Origin of the sequence: Actinophytocola sp. (assembly GCF_035942955.1) — a bacterium.
Lineage (GTDB): Bacteria > Actinomycetota > Actinomycetes > Mycobacteriales > Pseudonocardiaceae > DASYTH01.
Genome location: NZ_DASZCQ010000320.1, coordinates 1 through 17004 on the forward strand (window position 1 = coordinate 1; position 17004 = coordinate 17004).

The window sequence follows — 17004 nt, forward strand, 5'->3', positions numbered from 1 at the left end:
CCACCAGACCCCTGCATCCCTTACGTGGAAGGACATTCCCGTGCGCACGTTCCCCTGGCGCGCCACGCTCCGGCGCACCGCCGTCCTGGTCGCGGGCTTCGCGGCCGTCCTCGGTACGGCCACCCAGCTCGCCGCCGCCGACCCGGAACCCGATGACGTCTTCCCCCAGGTCGTAGGCGGAACCCCGGCCGCACAGGGCGAGTTCCCCTGGATGGTCCGGCTGTCCATGGGCTGTGGCGGCAGCCTGATCCGGCCCAACATCGTCCTGACCGCGGCGCACTGCGTCGGCTCGACCGGCAACAACACCAGCATCACCGCCACCGGCGGCGTCGTCGACCTGCAGTCCTCGGCTCGGATCCAGATCAGATCGAACTACGTGCACCGGGCGCCCGGCTACAACGGCAACGGCAAGGACTGGGCGCTGATCCGGCTGCAGTCGTCGTTCAACCTGCCCGTCCTGCAGATCGCCACCACGACCGCGTTCAACAGCGGCACGTTCACCGTCGCCGGCTGGGGCGCCAACCGCGAAGGCGGGTCACAGCAACGCTTCCTGCTCAAGGCCAACGTCCCGTTCATCAGCGACACCCAGTGCCGCTCGGCCGGCGGATCCTACAGTGGACTGATCTTCGCCGAGGAGATCTGCGCCGGCGACTGGAACAACGGCGGCGTGGACACCTGCCAGGGTGACTCCGGCGGCCCGATGTTCCGCCGGGACAACAACAACGCCTGGGTCCAGGTCGGCATCACCAGCTGGGGCGAGGGCTGCGCCCGGCCCGGCAAGCCCGGCGTCTACACCGAGGTGAGCACGTTCGCCGCCGACATCACCGCCGCGGCCAACAGCCTCGGCGGCGGCGGTGGCACCCCACCCCGCGCCGGCGTCTCCTTCGAGAACACCACCGACGTCGCCATCCCCGACCTCTCAACGGTGAGCAGCCCGGTGACGGCCAGCGGCGTCCCCGGCAACGCCCTTGCGTCCAGCACCGTCGAGGTCCACATCGTCCACACCTACCGCGGCGACCTCGTCGTCGACCTGGTCGCCCCCGACGGCAGCACCTACAACCTGCTCAACCGCTCCGGCGACAGCGCGGACAACGTCGACCAGATCTTCGCCGTCAACCTGTCCTCCGAAGTCGCCAACGGCACCTGGAACCTGCGCGTCCGCGACGCCGCCGCCCAGGACGTCGGCCGCATCGACCGCTGGAAGCTCACCCTCTGACACCCGAGCCCCGCCTCGCCACGCGCCGACACGCCGACGCCAGAGGCGAACACGCCGGTACCGCGAAGGCCACCTCCACGAGCGGAGGTGGCCTTCGCGGCGTGTTGCAGGCAAGATACACCCGAAGTTACCGCCAGGTAGCCGATCGGAGGATCACCATGCGCGAGCTCGCCGTCCCGACGCGGGTCACGATCCCGGACCGCGGGGGCCTGGCCGACCTCGTCTTCACCAACGCGCGTGAGGCGCCGCGGCACGTGGTGTTCCGGCGCAAGGGTGCGGGCGGCTGGCGGGACGTGACGGCCGAGCGGTTCCGCGACGAGGTCGTCGACGTGGCACGGGGCCTGATCGCGGCCGGGATCGCGGCCGGCGACCGGGTGGGGATCCTGGCGGCGACCCGGTACGAGTGGACGCTGTTCGACTTCGCGATCTGGGCGGCAGGCGCGGTGCCGGTGCCGATCTACGTGACGTCCTCGGCCGAGCAGATCGAGTGGATCATGAGCAACTCGGGCGCGGTCGCGGTGCTCGTGGAGAACGACGACCAGGCCGCGAAGATCGACGGGATCCGCGGTCATCTGCCCAACCTCGAGCACGTGTGGTGGCTGACCGACGACGGGGTGGCGAGCATCGTCGAGCTCGGCAGGGACACCGACCCCGCCGAGGTCGAGGCCCGGCGCGCCGCGGTCCGGCCGGCGGACCTGGCGACGATCATCTACACGTCGGGCACCACCGGCCGGCCGAAGGGCTGCATGCTCACCCACGCGAACTTCTTCGCCTCCGGCGGCAACTCCGTCGAGTACCTGGCTCCGTTGTTCAAAGGCGACAACGACACCGAAGCGTCCACTTTGCTCTTCCTGCCGATCGCGCACGTCTTCGGGCGCATCGTCGAGGTGGGCGCGGTGATGGCGCGGGCCACGCTGGGCCACTGGTCGGACGTCAAGACGCTGACCGACAACCTGGCGGCGTTCCGGCCGACGTTCATCCTGTCCGTGCCGTACGTCCTGGAGAAGGTCTACAACGGAGCGAGGCAGAAGGCGCACGCCTCGGGCAAGGGCAAGATCTTCGACGCGGCCGCGGACACCGCGATCGCCTACAGCGAGGCCGGCGGCAACCCGAGCCTCGGGCTGCGCCTGCGGCACTTCGTGTTCGACAAGCTGGTCTACGCCAAGCTGCGGGCCGCGCTCGGCGGGCGGGTGCGCTACGCCATCTCCGGCGGCGCGGCGCTCGGCACCCGGCTGACCCACTTCTTCCGCGGCGTCGGCATCCAGGTGTTCGAGGGCTACGGGCTCACCGAGTCCACCGCGGCGTCGGTGGTGAACTCGCCGGAGAAGTTCCGGGCGGGCACGGTCGGCCAGCCGCTGCCCGGCACCACCGTGCGCATCGACGACGACGGCGAGATCCTGCTGCGCGGCGCGGGCGTGTTCACCGGCTACTGGCAGAACGAGGAGGCCACCAGGGAGGCCATCGACGAGGAGGGCTTCTTCCACACCGGCGACCTCGGTGAGCTCGACGACGACGGCTTCCTCAAGATCACCGGCAGGAAGAAGGAGATTCTTGTCACAAGCGGCGGCAAGAACGTCGCGCCCGCGGTCATCGAGGACCGCATCTCCGCGCATCCGCTGGTCGGCCAGGCGATGGTGGTCGGCGACGGTCAGAAGTACGTGGCCGCGTTGATCACGATCGACCAGGACTACTTCGACTACTGGAAGACCACCCGCGGCAAGCCGGTCGCCGCCTCGGTCGCGGACCTGGCCGAGGACCCCGACCTGCTCGAAGAGCTGCAGCACGCGGTCGACGAGGGCAACGCGGCGGTGTCGAAGGCGGAGTCGGTGCGCAGGTTCCGGGTGCTGGCCACGGAGTTCACCCCGGAGAACGGCTACCTGACGCCCTCGCTGAAGCTCAAGCGGAATGTGATCATGAAGGACTTCGCCAGCGATGTAGACGCTCTGTATTCTTGACAATGGCGGGATGGTAATAACCTTTCCAGAAGAACCTACATTAGGTTAACTGTTCCCATACGTATTACTGCATTCGGCCTAGCGGATACGTCCGCGGGCTACGTACAACCGGTTGACGCTGTCACGCATTCGGGGTGGATGGAGGACTGCGGCGATGGGGCGGCACTCGGCGACCACCCGGCGCGGATCGCGACGCGGCATGCGGTCGCCCGCTGTTCTACTGAGCATCCTGCTCGTGCTCGCACTGGTGGGCTGGTTCACGTTCGACTTCCTCCGTGACCGTCTGCGAGCGTCCGGTTGCGACACCACGACGACCCTCAATGTGGTGGCGGCGCCCGACATCGCACCGATCGTGACCGCGATCGGACGCAAAGTGTCCGAAGAGGACGCGGAAAGCTGCTACCGGGTCAATGTGTCCAGTCGGGAGTCCGCGGCGACCGCGGAGTCGCTCGCCGTGTCCGACGGCACGGAGCGGCCCGACGTGTGGATCCCGGAATCCACCATGTGGTTGCAGCGCGCCCAGGACAAGGGCGCCTGGGCCACGCCGGTCGCCGGGGACTCGATCGCCAGCTCGCCGGTGGTGCTCGCGCTCACCGACGCGGCCGCGACCGAGCTCGGCTGGCCGAACCGGCCACTGTCCTGGGCCGACGTGATCGGGCCGGAAGCCAGATCGCTCACGATCGGCTTCCCCGACCCGGCCCGCGATCCGGTCGGGGTGTCCACGCTCTTCGGGCTGCGCGAGCTGATCAAGAACGCGCCCGACCCCGGCGGCGCCAGCACCGCCGCGATGCGCAAGCTGTCGCCGAACACGGTGTCCCAGGCGTCCGAGCTGTTCTCCCGGCTGCCCGGCGGCACCAGCCCCGCCGAGCCGCTGTCGGCGTTCCCCACCTCGGAGAACGCCCTGCTGCGGCACAACGTCAAGCAGGACGGCATGCAGCTGGTCGCGGTCTACGCCGACCCTGCCGTGCCGTCGCTGGACTACCCGTACGTCGTGATGCCGGAGTCGTCGGACGCCAAGCGCACGGCCGCCAAGCGGTTCCTCGAGCGACTGCTCAACCAGGAGACCTCCGAGGCGCTGGCCGACGCCGGGTTCCGCACCCCGGACGGCCGGGCGCTGCGCGACCGCTCGCAGGACAAGCGCACCAGCTCCGATCCGATGACGCCGGTGCAGCAACCCGAGGGCGAGCAGGTGGAGCAGGTGCTCAACGCGTGGGCCGCGGTCAACCTCAGCGGCCGGCTGCTGGTGCTGCTCGACGTGTCCGGGTCGATGAACGAGCCGGTGCCGGGCACCGGGTTGAACCGGATGGACGTGACCGTCCAGGCGGCGTCGCAGGGCATGGGCCTGTTCAAGCCGACGACGAAGCTGGGCATGTGGCTGTTCTCGACCAAACTGGACGGCGACAAGGACTACTCGGTGCTGCTTCCGGTGCGGACGGTCAGCGAGCAGCTGGCCGCGGGCGCGCTGGACAAGCTGCGCGCGGTCAAGGCCAAGCCGAACGGCGGCACCGGCATGTACGACAGCGTGCTGGCCGCCTACCAGGACGGCCGGCAGAACTGGGAACCGGGCCGGATCAACGCCGTGGTCGTCATGACCGACGGGAAGAACGAGGACCCCGACGGGATCTCCCTGGACACCCTGCTCGCCGAGCTGGGCAAGCTGCAGGACCCGCGCCGGCCGTTGCGGATCATCGGCATCGGCATCGGTCCGGACATCGACCCCGGCGAGCTGAAGCGCATCTCCGAGGCCACCGGCGGCCAGGCGTTCACCACCCCGGACCCGACCAAGATCCGCGACGTGTTCTACGCGGCGCTGTCCAAGATGCTCTGCCAGCCGCCCACCTGCCAGCCCGGCAACGGCGGCGGCTGAGTCCGTTCGGCCCCGACCTGCCCGCCCCCTCCCCGCCTCAACACGACGCACCGCCTGGCCGCTGTCCGCGCCCACCTCCTCGAGATGGCCGGCGACCACCCGCCGCCCGCAAGCCGGGTCCCATAACTCCACTTCACGCGGGGTGAGCCTGGGTGCCGTCCCCGACTCCGTTCGGAACGCCGGGTCGGTCCCGTTGCCAGAGCTGGTCCCGGCGTTCCGGCATGGCGCGCAGGATGGTGCAGTCACCGAGTTCCCGGACCAGTTGAGCGGCCTGGACCCACCGGATGGCAGAGTCGTCGAAGGCGACGACGGCGTCATCCACGGGGGCAGGGAACGGTTGTCCCCCTTGATAGACGGTACCGTAGACGCCGGCTACAGTGGACTGTCCCACCCGGACGGCGACAAACCCGATGCGCAGAGCCGGACAGGCACCGACGGACCGATGCGCACAGGGCAGGCACACCGGTGGTTCGGTCGCGGCCATGCCGTCCGGCCAATCCGGCCAATCCCCACGGAAGTCTCTCACCAGCCACAGCACACCCTCATCGGTGCGATCCGGCACCCCACCACAGATCCCACACAGCAGCCGACGCATAGCCCGACGCTGCCGCAACGGATGAACCTTGCCGAACTCCGGCCGCCCCCGACCCGGCCGCGACGGCACCCGCTGCCACAGCACACCGTTCTCATCCCGATCAACCAATGTCTCGTCCAGATAAGCGATACCGCCTCCGGGACGTTGAATCACGGTCGTCGGCAGCGACTCCTCGGCACTCCACGTGGTGATGTAGGGGACCCCACTCCGACCTAGCGTCATGATCATGACGCTAGGTGCGACTCATCGGACAGTGTTCACAATCTGTGAACGGGGGCGCGGTCAGGCAAGTCCGAAGCGGTTGCGCAGCGAGTCGAGCTCCCAGGCTCGGCGGCGGGCGCGCCGTAGCAGGCTGGTCACGATGTCGTGGGCGATGGGGTCCTGCCGAATCCGTTGCGGGGCCATGCGGTCGGCGAGATCGAGGTGCCGGACCGTCTCGGCGTCGCGTGCGCCATCGGCCTGCGCGTACGCCCTCGCAAGATCGAAATGCAGTGCGGCGGTCCGGTCGCGGCTGTCGAGCGCCGACAGGTCGATGGGTTCGCGCTCGAATCGCTCGGCGATGTCCGGCCCTTGGCCGAGCTCGACGCCGATCGAGACCCGCCACAGTTGGACGTTCGTCGGCCCGAAGTGCTGCCCGAAGCCGTTGCGCTCACCTGTGCGGACCGCCACGTCCGACGCCGCCTCGAGGTGCGCGTGCGCGGTGTCGGCGTCCTCAGCACGCGCGGCGAGGTGCGCCCGCATCAGGTTGAGCAGACCGAATGTCTCCGCTCCCCTTGTCGCGCCGTCGCGGATCGCGGTCAACGGGCGTGCCTCGGAGATTGCCCGGTCGAGGAGCCGTTTCGCCCTGCCGCGGCCGCCGTTACGCGCGATGGCGGGTGCGCGAGCGAACATGGCGAAGGCGACGAGCTCGGGGTCCTCGGTCAGGATTGCGGCCTCCCAAGCGCGTTGCGCCGCATGCTGGGCGAGATGCAGATAACCGTAGGTCGTGGCCACCACGAAGGCGTTGTAGGCGGCGTGGGTCACCAGGTCTGCGGCGGCTCGGCGATGGTCGCCACGCCCGGTCGCCACGTGCGCCTGCAGCTCGACCAGCAGGCGATCAGCGTCGTTGGCCGCCGCGCCGTACAGCCCTTCGTCACGCAACCTCGCGGCGCCGGCGACCAATGGCTCCAACTCGTCGAGCGGTCGCGGTGGGACGTCCGGCGCGTCGTCAAGCGCGGCGTCGTTCAGGCCGCGCTCAATGCGAACGATCACCCGCTTGCCGTCGGCGATGTCGCGGTCCGCGGGAAGATAGGGCTGGCCGGTCAGGTCGGCCACCGCGCACCCGAGCGCGTTCGCCAGATCCTCGATCAGGCCGCGACGTTCGAACCCGCGCAAACCCCGCTCGAGCATGGACAGATACGACTTGGAGATCCCGGCGAGGCCGGCCGCCACGTCCAGGCTCAGCCCCCGACGCCGGCGAATGACACGGGCACGCTGACCGATCTCGGACGGCTCCGGACGTGATGTCGATGCGCCAGGCATCGGATCCAACCTTGCTCGCGGAGTAGGCCTCTTCGCCCGTCAGGCTACCGGCGGCAGTCGGTGATGATGGCCCGGACCATCCGAGCGGGCCGGTTCCTCATGGCTTTGCCGGGTCGGCGGCGGGCAGGGTGCGGAGTGTGCGCGCGGCTTGGCGGGTGAGGGGGAGGGTGATGAGCAGGACGGCGAGGGATTCGAGGAGGGCGGCGGTGACGAGGGTGTTCCGGTCCGGGGCTGGGGCGGTGTACCGGAGGTTGTCAAGGAGGGTCGCGGCGCGCAGGGTGAGGATGGCGAGGGCGAGCAGCGCGAGGGCGGCCGGCCAGGCCGGGGCGGTGCGTCCGGTGAAGCGTGCGATCTGGTGGACGAGCGCGGCGGCGACGACGGCGGCGCAGGTGAGGCCGGGCCAGTCCACGATCACCCAGCCCGCGGGGTACTGGGTGAGCAGGAGCACGCCGGTGAGCAGGGTGGCGCCGACCGGCAGGGCGATGAGCCAGGGGCGGGGCGGGACCGGCATCGCGTCCCGGTGGAACGCGGCGAGGGCCAGCACCGGGATGGCGGCGACGAGCAGGCCGACGGTGCGGGAGAGCAGGTAGGCGCCGCCGGTGGTGGCCAGGTCGAGGCCGGTGATGATCATGGAGGGCAGCAGCGACAGCCCGGCGAGCAGCCGCGCCGCCCGCCAGCGTCCGAGCACCAGCAACAGGTACGCCGCCACCCACCCCAGGCCGAGCAGCGTCCACACCGTGTCCGCCCGGCCGGCGGCGGGGACGTCCGGAAACCGCACCGGCAGCCACAGCAGCGATCCCACACCGGCCACCGCGGTGACGGCGTGCGCCAGCAGACCCACCAGCGCCACCCGCCGCACCGCCTCCCCCAGGGCAAGGTAGCGCGGCGGCGCGCCGGCGCCACCGAAACGCAGCCGCGCCGCCAATCCCAGGACACTGACCACTTCGGACCAGTCCGGGCGGCCGTACTCGGCGGCGAACTCCGCATCCTCGGGGTCGTCGGGGAGCGCGCCGGCCAGGAAGGTGGCGACCATGTCCTCCTCCCACGCCGCCCGGTAGGAGGCCGGAAGCAGGCGCAGCAGGCGCCGGTAGCGCCGCTCCAGCGCGGTCACGCCGGGCCGCCCGCGGTCCTGGGTTGCCATGCCCGCAACCGTTTCGTGGCGGCCCTGGCGTTCGCCGCCTGCCGCGCCGCCTCGGCCGCCAGCGCGTCCCGGCCGCGCTCGGTCAGCCGGTAGTAGCGGCGCAGCCGGCCGTTGGCGATCTCCTCGCGGTCCGGCTCGACCAGCCCGTCGGCGACCAGCCGGTCCAGCACCCCGTACAGGGTGCCCACCTTGAGCCGCACCCGGCCGTCCGACAGCTCGGCCGCCTCGCCGACGATCCCGTACCCGTGCCGCGGCCGGTCCACCAACGCCGTGAGGACGAAGAACGCCTGCTCGCTCATGGCCCTACTCGTCACGTACCGAATATATCGGCACGCGATATATCTGGCAACGACGAGCACGCATCCTGACGACTAGGGTGGCGCCATGCGAACCGAGCTGCCGGGATGGGCGCCAGCGGACATTGATCTTCAGCGGCCGAATGCGGCTCGGGTGTACGACTACCTGCTCGGCGGGGCGTCGAACTTCGAGGTGGACCGGGTGTTCGCGCACCGGCTGCTGGAACGCGCGCCCGAGGCGGGGGTGATTCTCCGGCACAACCGGGCGTTCCTGGGGCGGGCGGTGCGGTTCTGCGTCGAGCAGGGCATCCGGCAGTTCCTCGACCTCGGATCGGGCATTCCCACCGTCGGCAACGTGCATGAGATCGCCCAGCGCCTCGCTCCCGGCTGCCGGATCGTCTACGTCGACAACGAGCCGATCGCCGTGGCGCACAGCGAGCTGATGCTCGAGGACAACGACGACGCCGACGTGGTGCTGGCCGACCTGCTCAAGGTGGACGCCGTGCTCGGCGCCGAGCCGGTACGGCGGTTGATCGACTTCACGCGGCCGATGGCCGTGATCATGGCCGCCGTGCTGCATTTCATCCCCGACGAGGCCGACCCGCACGGCGTCGTGGCGCGCTACGTCGACGCCATGGCGCCGGGCAGCTTCCTCGTGCTTTCCCACGGCGCGGACACCGGCCAGGAGCGGTACCAGGCCCTCCGGCGGATGTACGACCAGAGCAGCACCCCGGCGGCCGTCCGCACCCGCGAGCGGATCCTGACCTTCATGGCCGGCACCGAGCTGGTCGAGCCCGGCATGGTCTGGGCCCCGCACTGGCGGCCGGAGACCGGCACCGCCGACCCCCTGGCGCCGGCCGTGATCTGCGCCGCCGTCGGTCGCAAACCCTGACCCGGACATCGCCGCTGGATCGCCGACCCCGATGGCCACCCGGTCCTGCTGGTGCAGCGGCGCATCGAGGCGTGCGGTCAGTACGGGTCGTGTGCCGCGCGGTGGCCGAGGAGGCGGGTGGCGGGGCGCAATCGTAGGCGTAGCAACACTTTGATGATGACGTTGCGGGTGAACCAGGGGAGCTCGCGCACCACCCGCCATCTGTCCGCAAGGGACGGACGGCGGAGGGTGAACCTGGCGAGGGAGCCGACTCGGTCCACATAGGAGTATCGGGTGCCGGCAAGGACCTTGGCCAGGGTGCCGCTGGTGACGCCGATCGAGGAGAAGCAGTCGTGCACCAGGATCTCGGCGTCGGGTGGGAGGTGGGCGGACCAGCGGAGGTCGTCGGTGTAGGTCCAGTAGTCGTGCTTGCCGTCGATGTAGAGCAGGTGGATGGGGCGGGTCCAGGTGGGACGCAGCTTGGTGCTGTAGCCGACCACCAGCTCGACCACCCCGTCGAGGCCGGCCTTGGCGACGTTGGCCGCGAAGCGTTCCCGGATCGAGGCGCCGCCGAGCCAGTCGACGAAGGGGTCGACCGCGATCACCGAGGCGCCGACGGATCGGGCGGCGATGCCGAGGATGACGGTCGAGCGGCCCTGGTGGCTGCCGATCTCCAGAACGGTCCGGCCGGGGCCGAGCCGGTGCGCGGCGTCCCACAGCGCCCGGCCCTGGTCCCGCGTCAGCCAGCCGGGGATGTCCTCCGCCAGGGCCCACGCCGCCTCGAAGTCGACGGACTCTGCCACCGGCGCACTCTAGCGAGCGCGCGATATCCCTGCTACAAGGTGTGCGATGACGCTCGACCGTCCGCTGGCCAGGCCGGCGCCACCTCGGTCAAGCAGCCTGACCGGGCGGCCGCGTGTCCCACTCGCCGCCCTCGCGCTGCTGATCGGGGCGGCGCCGTTCGCCATGCACGCATGGGCCGCGCTCAACGGCTACTTCTGGCAGGACGACTTCATCATCACCTACCGCGCGGCGCAGGCGAGCCCGTTCGATCCGGACTACCTGTTCCAGGCGTACAACCGCGAGCACCTTGCGCCCGGCATGCTGCTGCTGGCCTGGCTGGTCACCTGGATCGCCCCGCTGAGCTACCCGGTGGCGGTGCTGCCGCTGCTGGCCATGCAGGCCCTGGCGTCGGTGCTGTTCTGGCGGCTGCTGGTGCGCTGCTTCGGCCCGCGGCCGGCGCTGCTCGTGCCGTTCGCGGTGTTCACGGCGTCGCCGCTGATCCTGCTGCCGACGCTGTGGTGGGCATACGGGGTGCAGCTGATCCCGCTGCTGCTGACCATGGTGGGCGCGCTCGGCGCGCACGTGCGGTACCTCACCGGCGGCCGGCGCCGGGATGCGGGGTACGCGTTGCTGTGGACGGCCGCGGGCATGGCCTTCTACGAGAAGGCGGCGCTGTTGCCCGCCCTGCTGCTCGCGGTGACGATCCTGCTCGCTCCGCCCGGCGAGCGGTGGGCGCTCGGCTGGGCGCTGCGCACCCATCGCCGGGTGTGGCTGAGCCAGCTCGGGCTGCTCGCCGGCTACGCCGCCGTCTACCTCAGCGTCAGCAGCCCGGCGGTCGGCGCGCCCGGTACCGGCGGTGGCCGGTACGCCGACCTGGCCGGCCGGCTGCTCCTGGACACCTTCCTGCCCGGCGTCTTCGGCGGTCCGCTGGGTGCGGCCGGCGGCGGGGTCTCCTGGCACCCGCCGGGCCTTGCGGTCCGGATCCTGGCCGCGGCGCTCGCGGCCGGCGTCGTGATCGGCGGGCTGATCGTCGGCGGGCGCCGGGCCCGGCACGCCTGGCTGCTGCTCGCCGGCTACCTCGCGGCGGACCTGGCCCTGGTCGCGCTGACCCGGCTGGGGCTGGTCGGCTCGCTGGTGGGCGCGGATCCCCGCTACGTCGCCGACGCGGTGCCGGTGGCCGTGCTCTTCGCCGCCTTCGCCTACCTGCGGCCGCTGGAGTCGCTGCCGGAGCCGACCCACCGACCCCGTCCGCGTCTCCGGACGGTCCTCATGACGGTGCTGGTCGTCGCGTTCGCGGCCAACGCCACCGTGAGCCACCTGCGGCTCGCGCCGGCCGCCCAGGCCGCGCACGCCAAGCGATACGTGGCCACCGCGGCCGCCGAGCTGTCCCGCACGCCGGGCATCGTGCTGTACGACGGCGGCGTCCCGGTGGACATCCTGATCAACTGGTTCGGCCGGGACGCCCGCGCCTCGCGGGTGATCGGCCTGCTGCCCGGGCCGCCGCGGTTCGACCTGCCGGCCGAGACGATGTACCAGTTGGACTCCACCGGCCGGCCGCGGCCGATCGAGCGCCTGGACGACGCGGTGACCGACATCCCTGGCACCGCAAGGGATTGCGGGCACCTGATCGACGATAGGCCCACGCCGGTCGGGCTGACCGCGGGCGTGCGCGGCAAGCTGCTGGCGCGGGTGGAGTACTTCACCGGCGACGGCGGGCCGGGCTGGGTGACGGTCGCCGGCCGGACCATCAGGGTCGACTTCGAGCGGGGCGTGCACACGCTGCACATCCCGGTCGACGGCGAGCTCGACACGCTGACCTTCCGCCGGGCGACCCCGGTCGCGCCCGTGTGCGTCACGAAGGTCATAGTCGGTGAGCCGGTTGTCTGACTTCGACGAGGTCCGCCACGACTGGACCCGGCTTGGCGAGCGCGACCCGCTGTGGGCGGTGTACGTCGCGCCGGGCAAGCGCGGCGGGCGGTGGGACGTCGACCAGTTCCTCGCCAAGGGGCGCGCGGACGTCGGCGCGGCGATGGCGTGGCTGGACGAGCTCGGCCTGCTGCGCCGGTGGGGGCGGGTGCTCGACTTCGGCTGCGGCGCGGGGCGGCTGTCCCAGGCCCTCGCCGAGTATGCCGACGCCGTGGTCGGGGTGGACGTCTCGGTGCCCATGCTCGACGCGGCCCGGCGCCTGGACCGCACCGGCGGCGCCTGCCGGTTCCTCCTCAACGACGCCCCGGACCTGCGCCGGTTCGACGACGCGAGCTTCGACCTCGTCTACTCCGAGCTGGTCCTGCAGCACCTGCCGGCGCCGATCATCGACACCTACCTCGCCGAGTTCATGCGGGTGCTGCGGCCGGACGGGATCGCCGTCCTGCAGTGCGTCACTAGTCCACTGTGGACGATCAAGGGCGCGATCTGGCGGTTCGCCCCCGGCTGGCTGGTCCGCCTCGGCCAGCGCGTGATCCTCCGCTACCCCGCGCCGATGCGGATGACCGCCGTCGACCCGGACCACCTCCGCGCGGTGGTCACCGCCAAAGGCGGCGAGGTGGTCGACACGCGGGACCACGACGATCCCGCCGCCCACTGGCGCAGCACCCGGTACGTGATTCGCCGGATCGGGTGACCCCTACGATTCCTGCCAAATGGTTACCAGCGTGCGGTTGGTCGGGCTGACCCGGAACCCGACCGCGTGGTTCATGCTCGGCCTGGTCGTGCTGTCCTTCCTGCAGCGCCCCGGCCGGACCACCTTCGACACCAAGCTCGACCTGGTCGTGGACCCGGTGGCCTTCCTCGGCCGCGCGCTGCACCTGTGGAACCCCGAGGCCACCGGCGGCGAGCTGCAGAACCAGGCGTACGGCTACCTGTTCCCGATGGGGCCGTTCTTCGCCGCCACCCACCTGCTCGGCGTCCCGCCGTGGGTCGCCCAGCGCATCTGGTGCGCGCTGATCCTGTGCCTGGCCTTCGGCGGCGCGCTGCTGCTTGCCAGGGCGCTGCGGATCGGCTCGGAGCCGGCGCGCTACGCGGGCGCCCTCGCCTACGCGCTGGCGCCGCGGATGCTCACCGAGATCGGGCCGGTGTCGGCGGAGATGCTGCCCGCCGCGCTGCTGCCGTGGATCATGCTGCCGCTGGTGCGGGCCGGCCGGATCGGCTCGCCGCGCCGGGCGGCCGGCCTGTCCGCGCTCGCCGTGCTGTGCATCGGCGGGGTCAACGGCGCCATGGTGGTCATGGTGCTGGTGCTGCCCGGGCTGTGGCTGGCCACCCGCCGGTGGACCCGCGCGCACGTCAAGCTGGTGCTGTGGTGGTGCGCCGGGGTGCTTGGCGCCACCCTCTGGTGGATCCTGCCGCTGCTGCTGCTCGGCCAGTACAGCCTGCCGTTCCTTGACTACATCGAGTCGGCGAGCAACACCACCGCGCCGATGTCGCTGTTCGAGGCGCTGCGCGGGACCAACCAGTGGGTCGCCTACGTGGTGTTCGGCGAGCCGTGGTGGCCGTCGGGGTTCATGCTGATCGACAACCCGCTGCTGATGCTGGCCACCGGCCTGGTCGCCGCGATCGGCCTGGCCGGCCTGGTCCGTGCGCACCTGCCGGAGCGGCTGTTCCTCACGCTCGGCGTGCTGGTCGGGATCACCCTGCTGACCATCGGCTACGTCGGGACGCTGGACAGCCCGGTCGCCGGGCCGGTCCGGGCGCTGCTGGACGGGCCGCTGGCCCCGCTGCGCAACGTGCACAAGTTCGAGCCGGGCCTGCGGCTGCCGCTGATGCTGGCGTTCGTGCACGCGGTGTCCGGCCGGCTGCCGTGGCGGGCCCGCACCACCTCCGCGGTGGTGGCCACCAGGGCCCGGCTGGCCGTGGGGTTCCTGCTGGTGCTGGTGATGGCCGCGCCGGCGTGGCTGCTCACCCTGCGCCCGGGGCCCGGCTGGGACGAGGTGCCCGGCTACTGGCGCTCGGCCATGACCTGGCTTGGTGAGGCCGATCCGAACGCGCGCACGCTGCTGCTGCCCGCGTCCGGCTTCGGCGAGTACACCTGGGGGCGCACGGTCGACGAGCCGGCGCAGGCGCTGGCCAGGGCGCCGTGGGCGGTGCGCAGCCAGATCCCGCTGGGCTCCGAGGGCAACACCCGGGTGATGGACGCCGTCGAGGACGCGCTGGCCAACGGGCGCGGCTCGCCGGGACTGGCCGACTTCCTCGCCCGGTCCGGCTACCGCTACCTGTTGCTGCGCAACGACATCGACCGGCGGGCGACCGGCTCGCCGCCGGTGAGCATGCTGCGTGCCGGGCTGGCCGAGTCCCCGTTCATCGCCAGGGTGACCGGGTTCGGCCCGGACATCGCGCCCGGGTCCGTGCCCGCGGTCAGCCCGGTCGACCTGGCCGCGGCGCCCGCCAAGGCACTGGAGATCTTCGAGGTGCAGCGCCCGGTCCCGATCGTCAACGCGGTGTCCACACAGGACTCGGTGACCGTGAGCGGCGGGCCGGAGTCGTTGCTGCCGCTGATCGACGCGCAGCTGCTCGCCCGGGACAGCCCGGCCGTGCTCGCCGGCGACGGCGGCGCGCCCGAGGCGCGGGAGTGGCTGATCACCGACGGGCTGCGGCACCGGGAGCGCAACGTCGGCCGGCCGCGCAACAACCTCAGCCAGACGATGACCGCCGACGAGCCGGTCCGGCAGGACCGCCCGGCCGTGGACGTGTTGCCGTTCCAGGGAATCCGGCACCAGACGGTGGCCGCGTTCCGGGGCATCCGCGAGGTCACCGCGTCCACCGCGGCCAGCTTCGCCGACGCCGTCGGGGGCAGCGACCCGTCCCTGCAGCCGTTCGCGGCCATCGACGGGGATCCGCTCACCCACTGGCAGTCGTCCAGCTTCTCCGGGCCGCGGGGGCAGTGGCTCGAGGTCGAGCTGGACACCCCGCGCACGGTGGCGAACGTGACCCTGCGGATGGTCTACGACCTGCGGGTCGGCTGGCCGGTGACCCGGGTCCGGATCACCACCGACGCCGGCTCGGTCGACCACGACGTGGCCGCCGGATCCGAGCCGCAGGTCCTGGCCGCCGCGCCGGGGCTGACCAACCGGGTCCGGGTGACCGTGCTGTCGGTGGCGGCCGACCGGCAGACCGGCAACGTCGGCATCGCCGAGCTCACGATCCCGGACGTGACGCCACAGCGCGCGCTGCAGGTGCCCGCGGACGCCACCCCGGCGCGCGGCCAGCGGGTGAGCCTCGCGTTCTCCCGGGGAAACCTGCCGCGGTACGCCTGCGTCACCGACGAGGCGGGCCAGCGGTGCAACGCCGCCCTGGCCCGGTCCGGCGAGGAGCCGGACGGGATCACCCGGCTGTTCCCGACCACCGCGGCGGGCGACTACGGGGTGGCCGGCATGGTGCTGCCCGCCGTGGGCGGCCGCAACCCGGTGACCGTGGCGGGGTTCGAGGTGTCCGGCTCCTCGCAGCTCGCCGGCGACCCGGCCGCCGGGCCGCTCGCCGCGGTCGACGCCGACCCGGCCACCACGTGGATCGCCGACGTCACCGACTCCCGCCCGACGCTGCGGCTGAAGTGGCCGGGCCAGCGCACGATCACCGGCGTGCGGCTGGCCACCGAGCCGTCCTCCGGGGCCACCCAACCGTCCGAACTGGACATCAGGACGCCGGCCGGCAACCGCGTCGTCGAGCTGGACTCCAACGGCCGGGCCAGCTTCTCGGTCACCACCGACCAGGTCGAGATCGCCGTGACCCGGGTGACCGGCAACCGGGCGGTCGACGCGATCGGCCCGGCGAGGGACCGGGATCCGGCCGGCATCAGCGAACTCCAACTGTCCGGTGTGGACGATCTGGCCCCGTTGCTGCAGCCGGAGACCCGGTTCACCGTGCCGTGCGGCGCGGGACCCAAGCTCGTCATCGACGGCTTCTCCTACGACACGACGGTCTCCGGCTCGCTGGCCGACGTCTACCGGCACCGCCCGCTGCTCCTTGGCACCTGCCGCGACCTGCAGCAGGGCGTCCAGCTGCCGGCCGGCGAGCACGTGCTGCGCACCGAGCGCTCGGACTCGTTCATCGTCCAGGATCTCTGGCTCACCTCGAGCGCCGTCCCGCGCGATCAGCCCACCTACCGGACGACCACGGTCCGGCAGTGGGACGCCACCCGGCGCGCGGTGGACGTCGGGCCCGGGCCGTCCGCCGTGCTCACCGTCCCGGAGAACGCCAACAACGGCTGGGTGGCCACGATCGGCGGGCAGGAGCTGCGCCGCATCCGGGTGGACGGCTGGCAGCAGGCCTGGCTGCTCCCGGCCGGCCAGGGCGGCACCGTCCGCCTCGCCTTCACCCCGGACTCCAACTACCGCACCCGCCTGCTGATCGGCGCGCTGGCCGCGCTCGGCCTCGTGGTCATGGTCCTCGTCCCGGTCCGGCGGTGGCGCCCCACCGAGGTCCGGCCGGGCGGCGCGCGGTGGATCCCGGTGGCCCTCGTCGTGATCCTCACGCTGCTCGGCGGCATGCTCCCGCTCGTGCTGCTGATCGGCTGCCTGCTCGTCCGCGTCCTGCGGCGGCCGGGAGTGATCGTCCTCGCCGCCGGCGGCATGGCCACGGCCACCGTGATCGCCGTGACCGGCCGGCTGCTCGGCTATGGCCAGGACTGGGCCTACGGCGCCGCGGCCCAGGCGGCGGTGTTCCTGTCCCTGGCCGCCATCGTGTCCGCCACGATCGACTGGTTCGCTCCGCGGACCCCGGCAGAACCGTCGTGAGTCTTTTGTGGGGTTATAGCACCACAAAAGACTCACG

The 17004-nt window shown here is 71.9% G+C and carries 12 protein-coding genes and 2 pseudogenes; 8 read left to right on the forward strand and 6 right to left on the reverse strand.

Annotated elements, in window-relative coordinates; translation table 11 throughout:
• Positions 1-40: 40 nt before the first annotated feature.
• The 4 genes and pseudogenes from VGX25_RS31960 to VGX25_RS31970 all read left to right on the forward strand — a co-directional run.
• Positions 41-844: pseudogene (locus VGX25_RS31960) on the forward strand (S1 family peptidase); the annotation flags it as partial.
• A 93-nt stretch (positions 845-937) separates the two neighbouring features.
• The gene (locus tag VGX25_RS35860; RefSeq protein WP_414636052.1) at positions 938-1216 is read left to right on the forward strand and encodes a proprotein convertase P-domain-containing protein; all 279 of its coding nucleotides are present in this window, start codon (positions 938-940) and stop codon (positions 1214-1216) included.
• 158 nt (positions 1217-1374) lie between these two features.
• Positions 1375-3171, forward strand: coding sequence for a long-chain fatty acid--CoA ligase (locus VGX25_RS31965; RefSeq protein ID WP_326921690.1), 1797 nt, complete (start codon positions 1375-1377; stop codon positions 3169-3171).
• A 235-nt stretch (positions 3172-3406) separates the two neighbouring features.
• On the forward strand, positions 3407-5038 hold the full coding sequence (locus VGX25_RS31970) for a substrate-binding and VWA domain-containing protein (protein WP_326921691.1): 1632 nt from the start codon (positions 3407-3409) through the stop codon (positions 5036-5038).
• Positions 5039-5171: 133 nt separating this feature from the next.
• Here the strand turns inward: VGX25_RS31970 and VGX25_RS31975 are convergent, their stop codons facing one another.
• The 5 genes and pseudogenes from VGX25_RS31975 to VGX25_RS31990 all read right to left on the reverse strand — a co-directional run bounded on the left by VGX25_RS31975 (position 5172) and on the right by VGX25_RS31990 (position 8609).
• Positions 5172-5855 (reverse strand): hypothetical protein, encoded by a 684-nt coding sequence (locus tag VGX25_RS31975; RefSeq protein WP_326921692.1) that lies wholly within the window; start codon positions 5853-5855, stop codon positions 5172-5174.
• A gap of 60 nt (positions 5856-5915) precedes the next feature.
• Positions 5916-6947 carry a hypothetical protein gene (locus VGX25_RS31980; RefSeq protein ID WP_326921693.1) on the reverse strand — a complete coding sequence of 344 codons (1032 nt, stop codon included), beginning with the start codon at positions 6945-6947 and terminating at the stop codon, positions 5916-5918.
• Positions 6948-6950: 3 nt separating this feature from the next.
• A pseudogene (locus VGX25_RS35865) lies at positions 6951-7154 on the reverse strand (helix-turn-helix domain-containing protein); the annotation flags it as partial.
• A gap of 97 nt (positions 7155-7251) precedes the next feature.
• Entirely contained in the window at positions 7252-8295 is a 1044-nt protein-coding gene (locus tag VGX25_RS31985; protein WP_326921694.1) for a hypothetical protein, read from the reverse strand.
• The gene (locus VGX25_RS31990; RefSeq protein WP_326921695.1) at positions 8262-8609 is read right to left on the reverse strand and encodes a PadR family transcriptional regulator; all 348 of its coding nucleotides are present in this window, start codon (positions 8607-8609) and stop codon (positions 8262-8264) included. The genes VGX25_RS31985 and VGX25_RS31990 overlap by 34 nt, the downstream gene beginning before the upstream one ends.
• Positions 8610-8679: 70 nt before the next feature.
• Here VGX25_RS31990 and VGX25_RS31995 point away from each other — a divergent pair, with 70 nt between their 5' ends.
• A complete protein-coding gene (locus VGX25_RS31995) occupies positions 8680-9483 on the forward strand; it encodes an SAM-dependent methyltransferase (protein WP_326921696.1) in 804 nt (267 codons plus the stop codon).
• A 77-nt stretch (positions 9484-9560) separates the two neighbouring features.
• On the opposite strand, the gene VGX25_RS32000 is transcribed toward VGX25_RS31995, so the two are convergent.
• Complete coding sequence (locus tag VGX25_RS32000) at positions 9561-10265, reverse strand: class I SAM-dependent methyltransferase (RefSeq protein ID WP_326921697.1); 705 nt, start codon at positions 10263-10265, stop codon at positions 9561-9563.
• A gap of 46 nt (positions 10266-10311) precedes the next feature.
• Here VGX25_RS32000 and VGX25_RS32005 point away from each other — a divergent pair, with 46 nt between their 5' ends.
• The 3 genes from VGX25_RS32005 to VGX25_RS32015 are packed head-to-tail and all read left to right on the forward strand — an operon-like array spanning position 10312 to position 16967.
• Positions 10312-12132 carry a hypothetical protein gene (locus tag VGX25_RS32005; RefSeq protein WP_326921698.1) on the forward strand — a complete coding sequence of 607 codons (1821 nt, stop codon included), beginning with the start codon at positions 10312-10314 and terminating at the stop codon, positions 12130-12132.
• Positions 12116-12865: a class I SAM-dependent methyltransferase gene (locus tag VGX25_RS32010; RefSeq protein WP_326921699.1), complete on the forward strand. Its 750-nt coding sequence runs from the start codon at positions 12116-12118 to the stop codon at positions 12863-12865. The genes VGX25_RS32005 and VGX25_RS32010 overlap by 17 nt, the downstream gene beginning before the upstream one ends.
• Positions 12866-12884: 19 nt before the next feature.
• On the forward strand, positions 12885-16967 hold the full coding sequence (locus VGX25_RS32015; protein WP_326921700.1) for an alpha-(1->3)-arabinofuranosyltransferase: 4083 nt from the start codon (positions 12885-12887) through the stop codon (positions 16965-16967).
• The last annotated feature ends 37 nt before the right edge of the window (positions 16968-17004 follow it).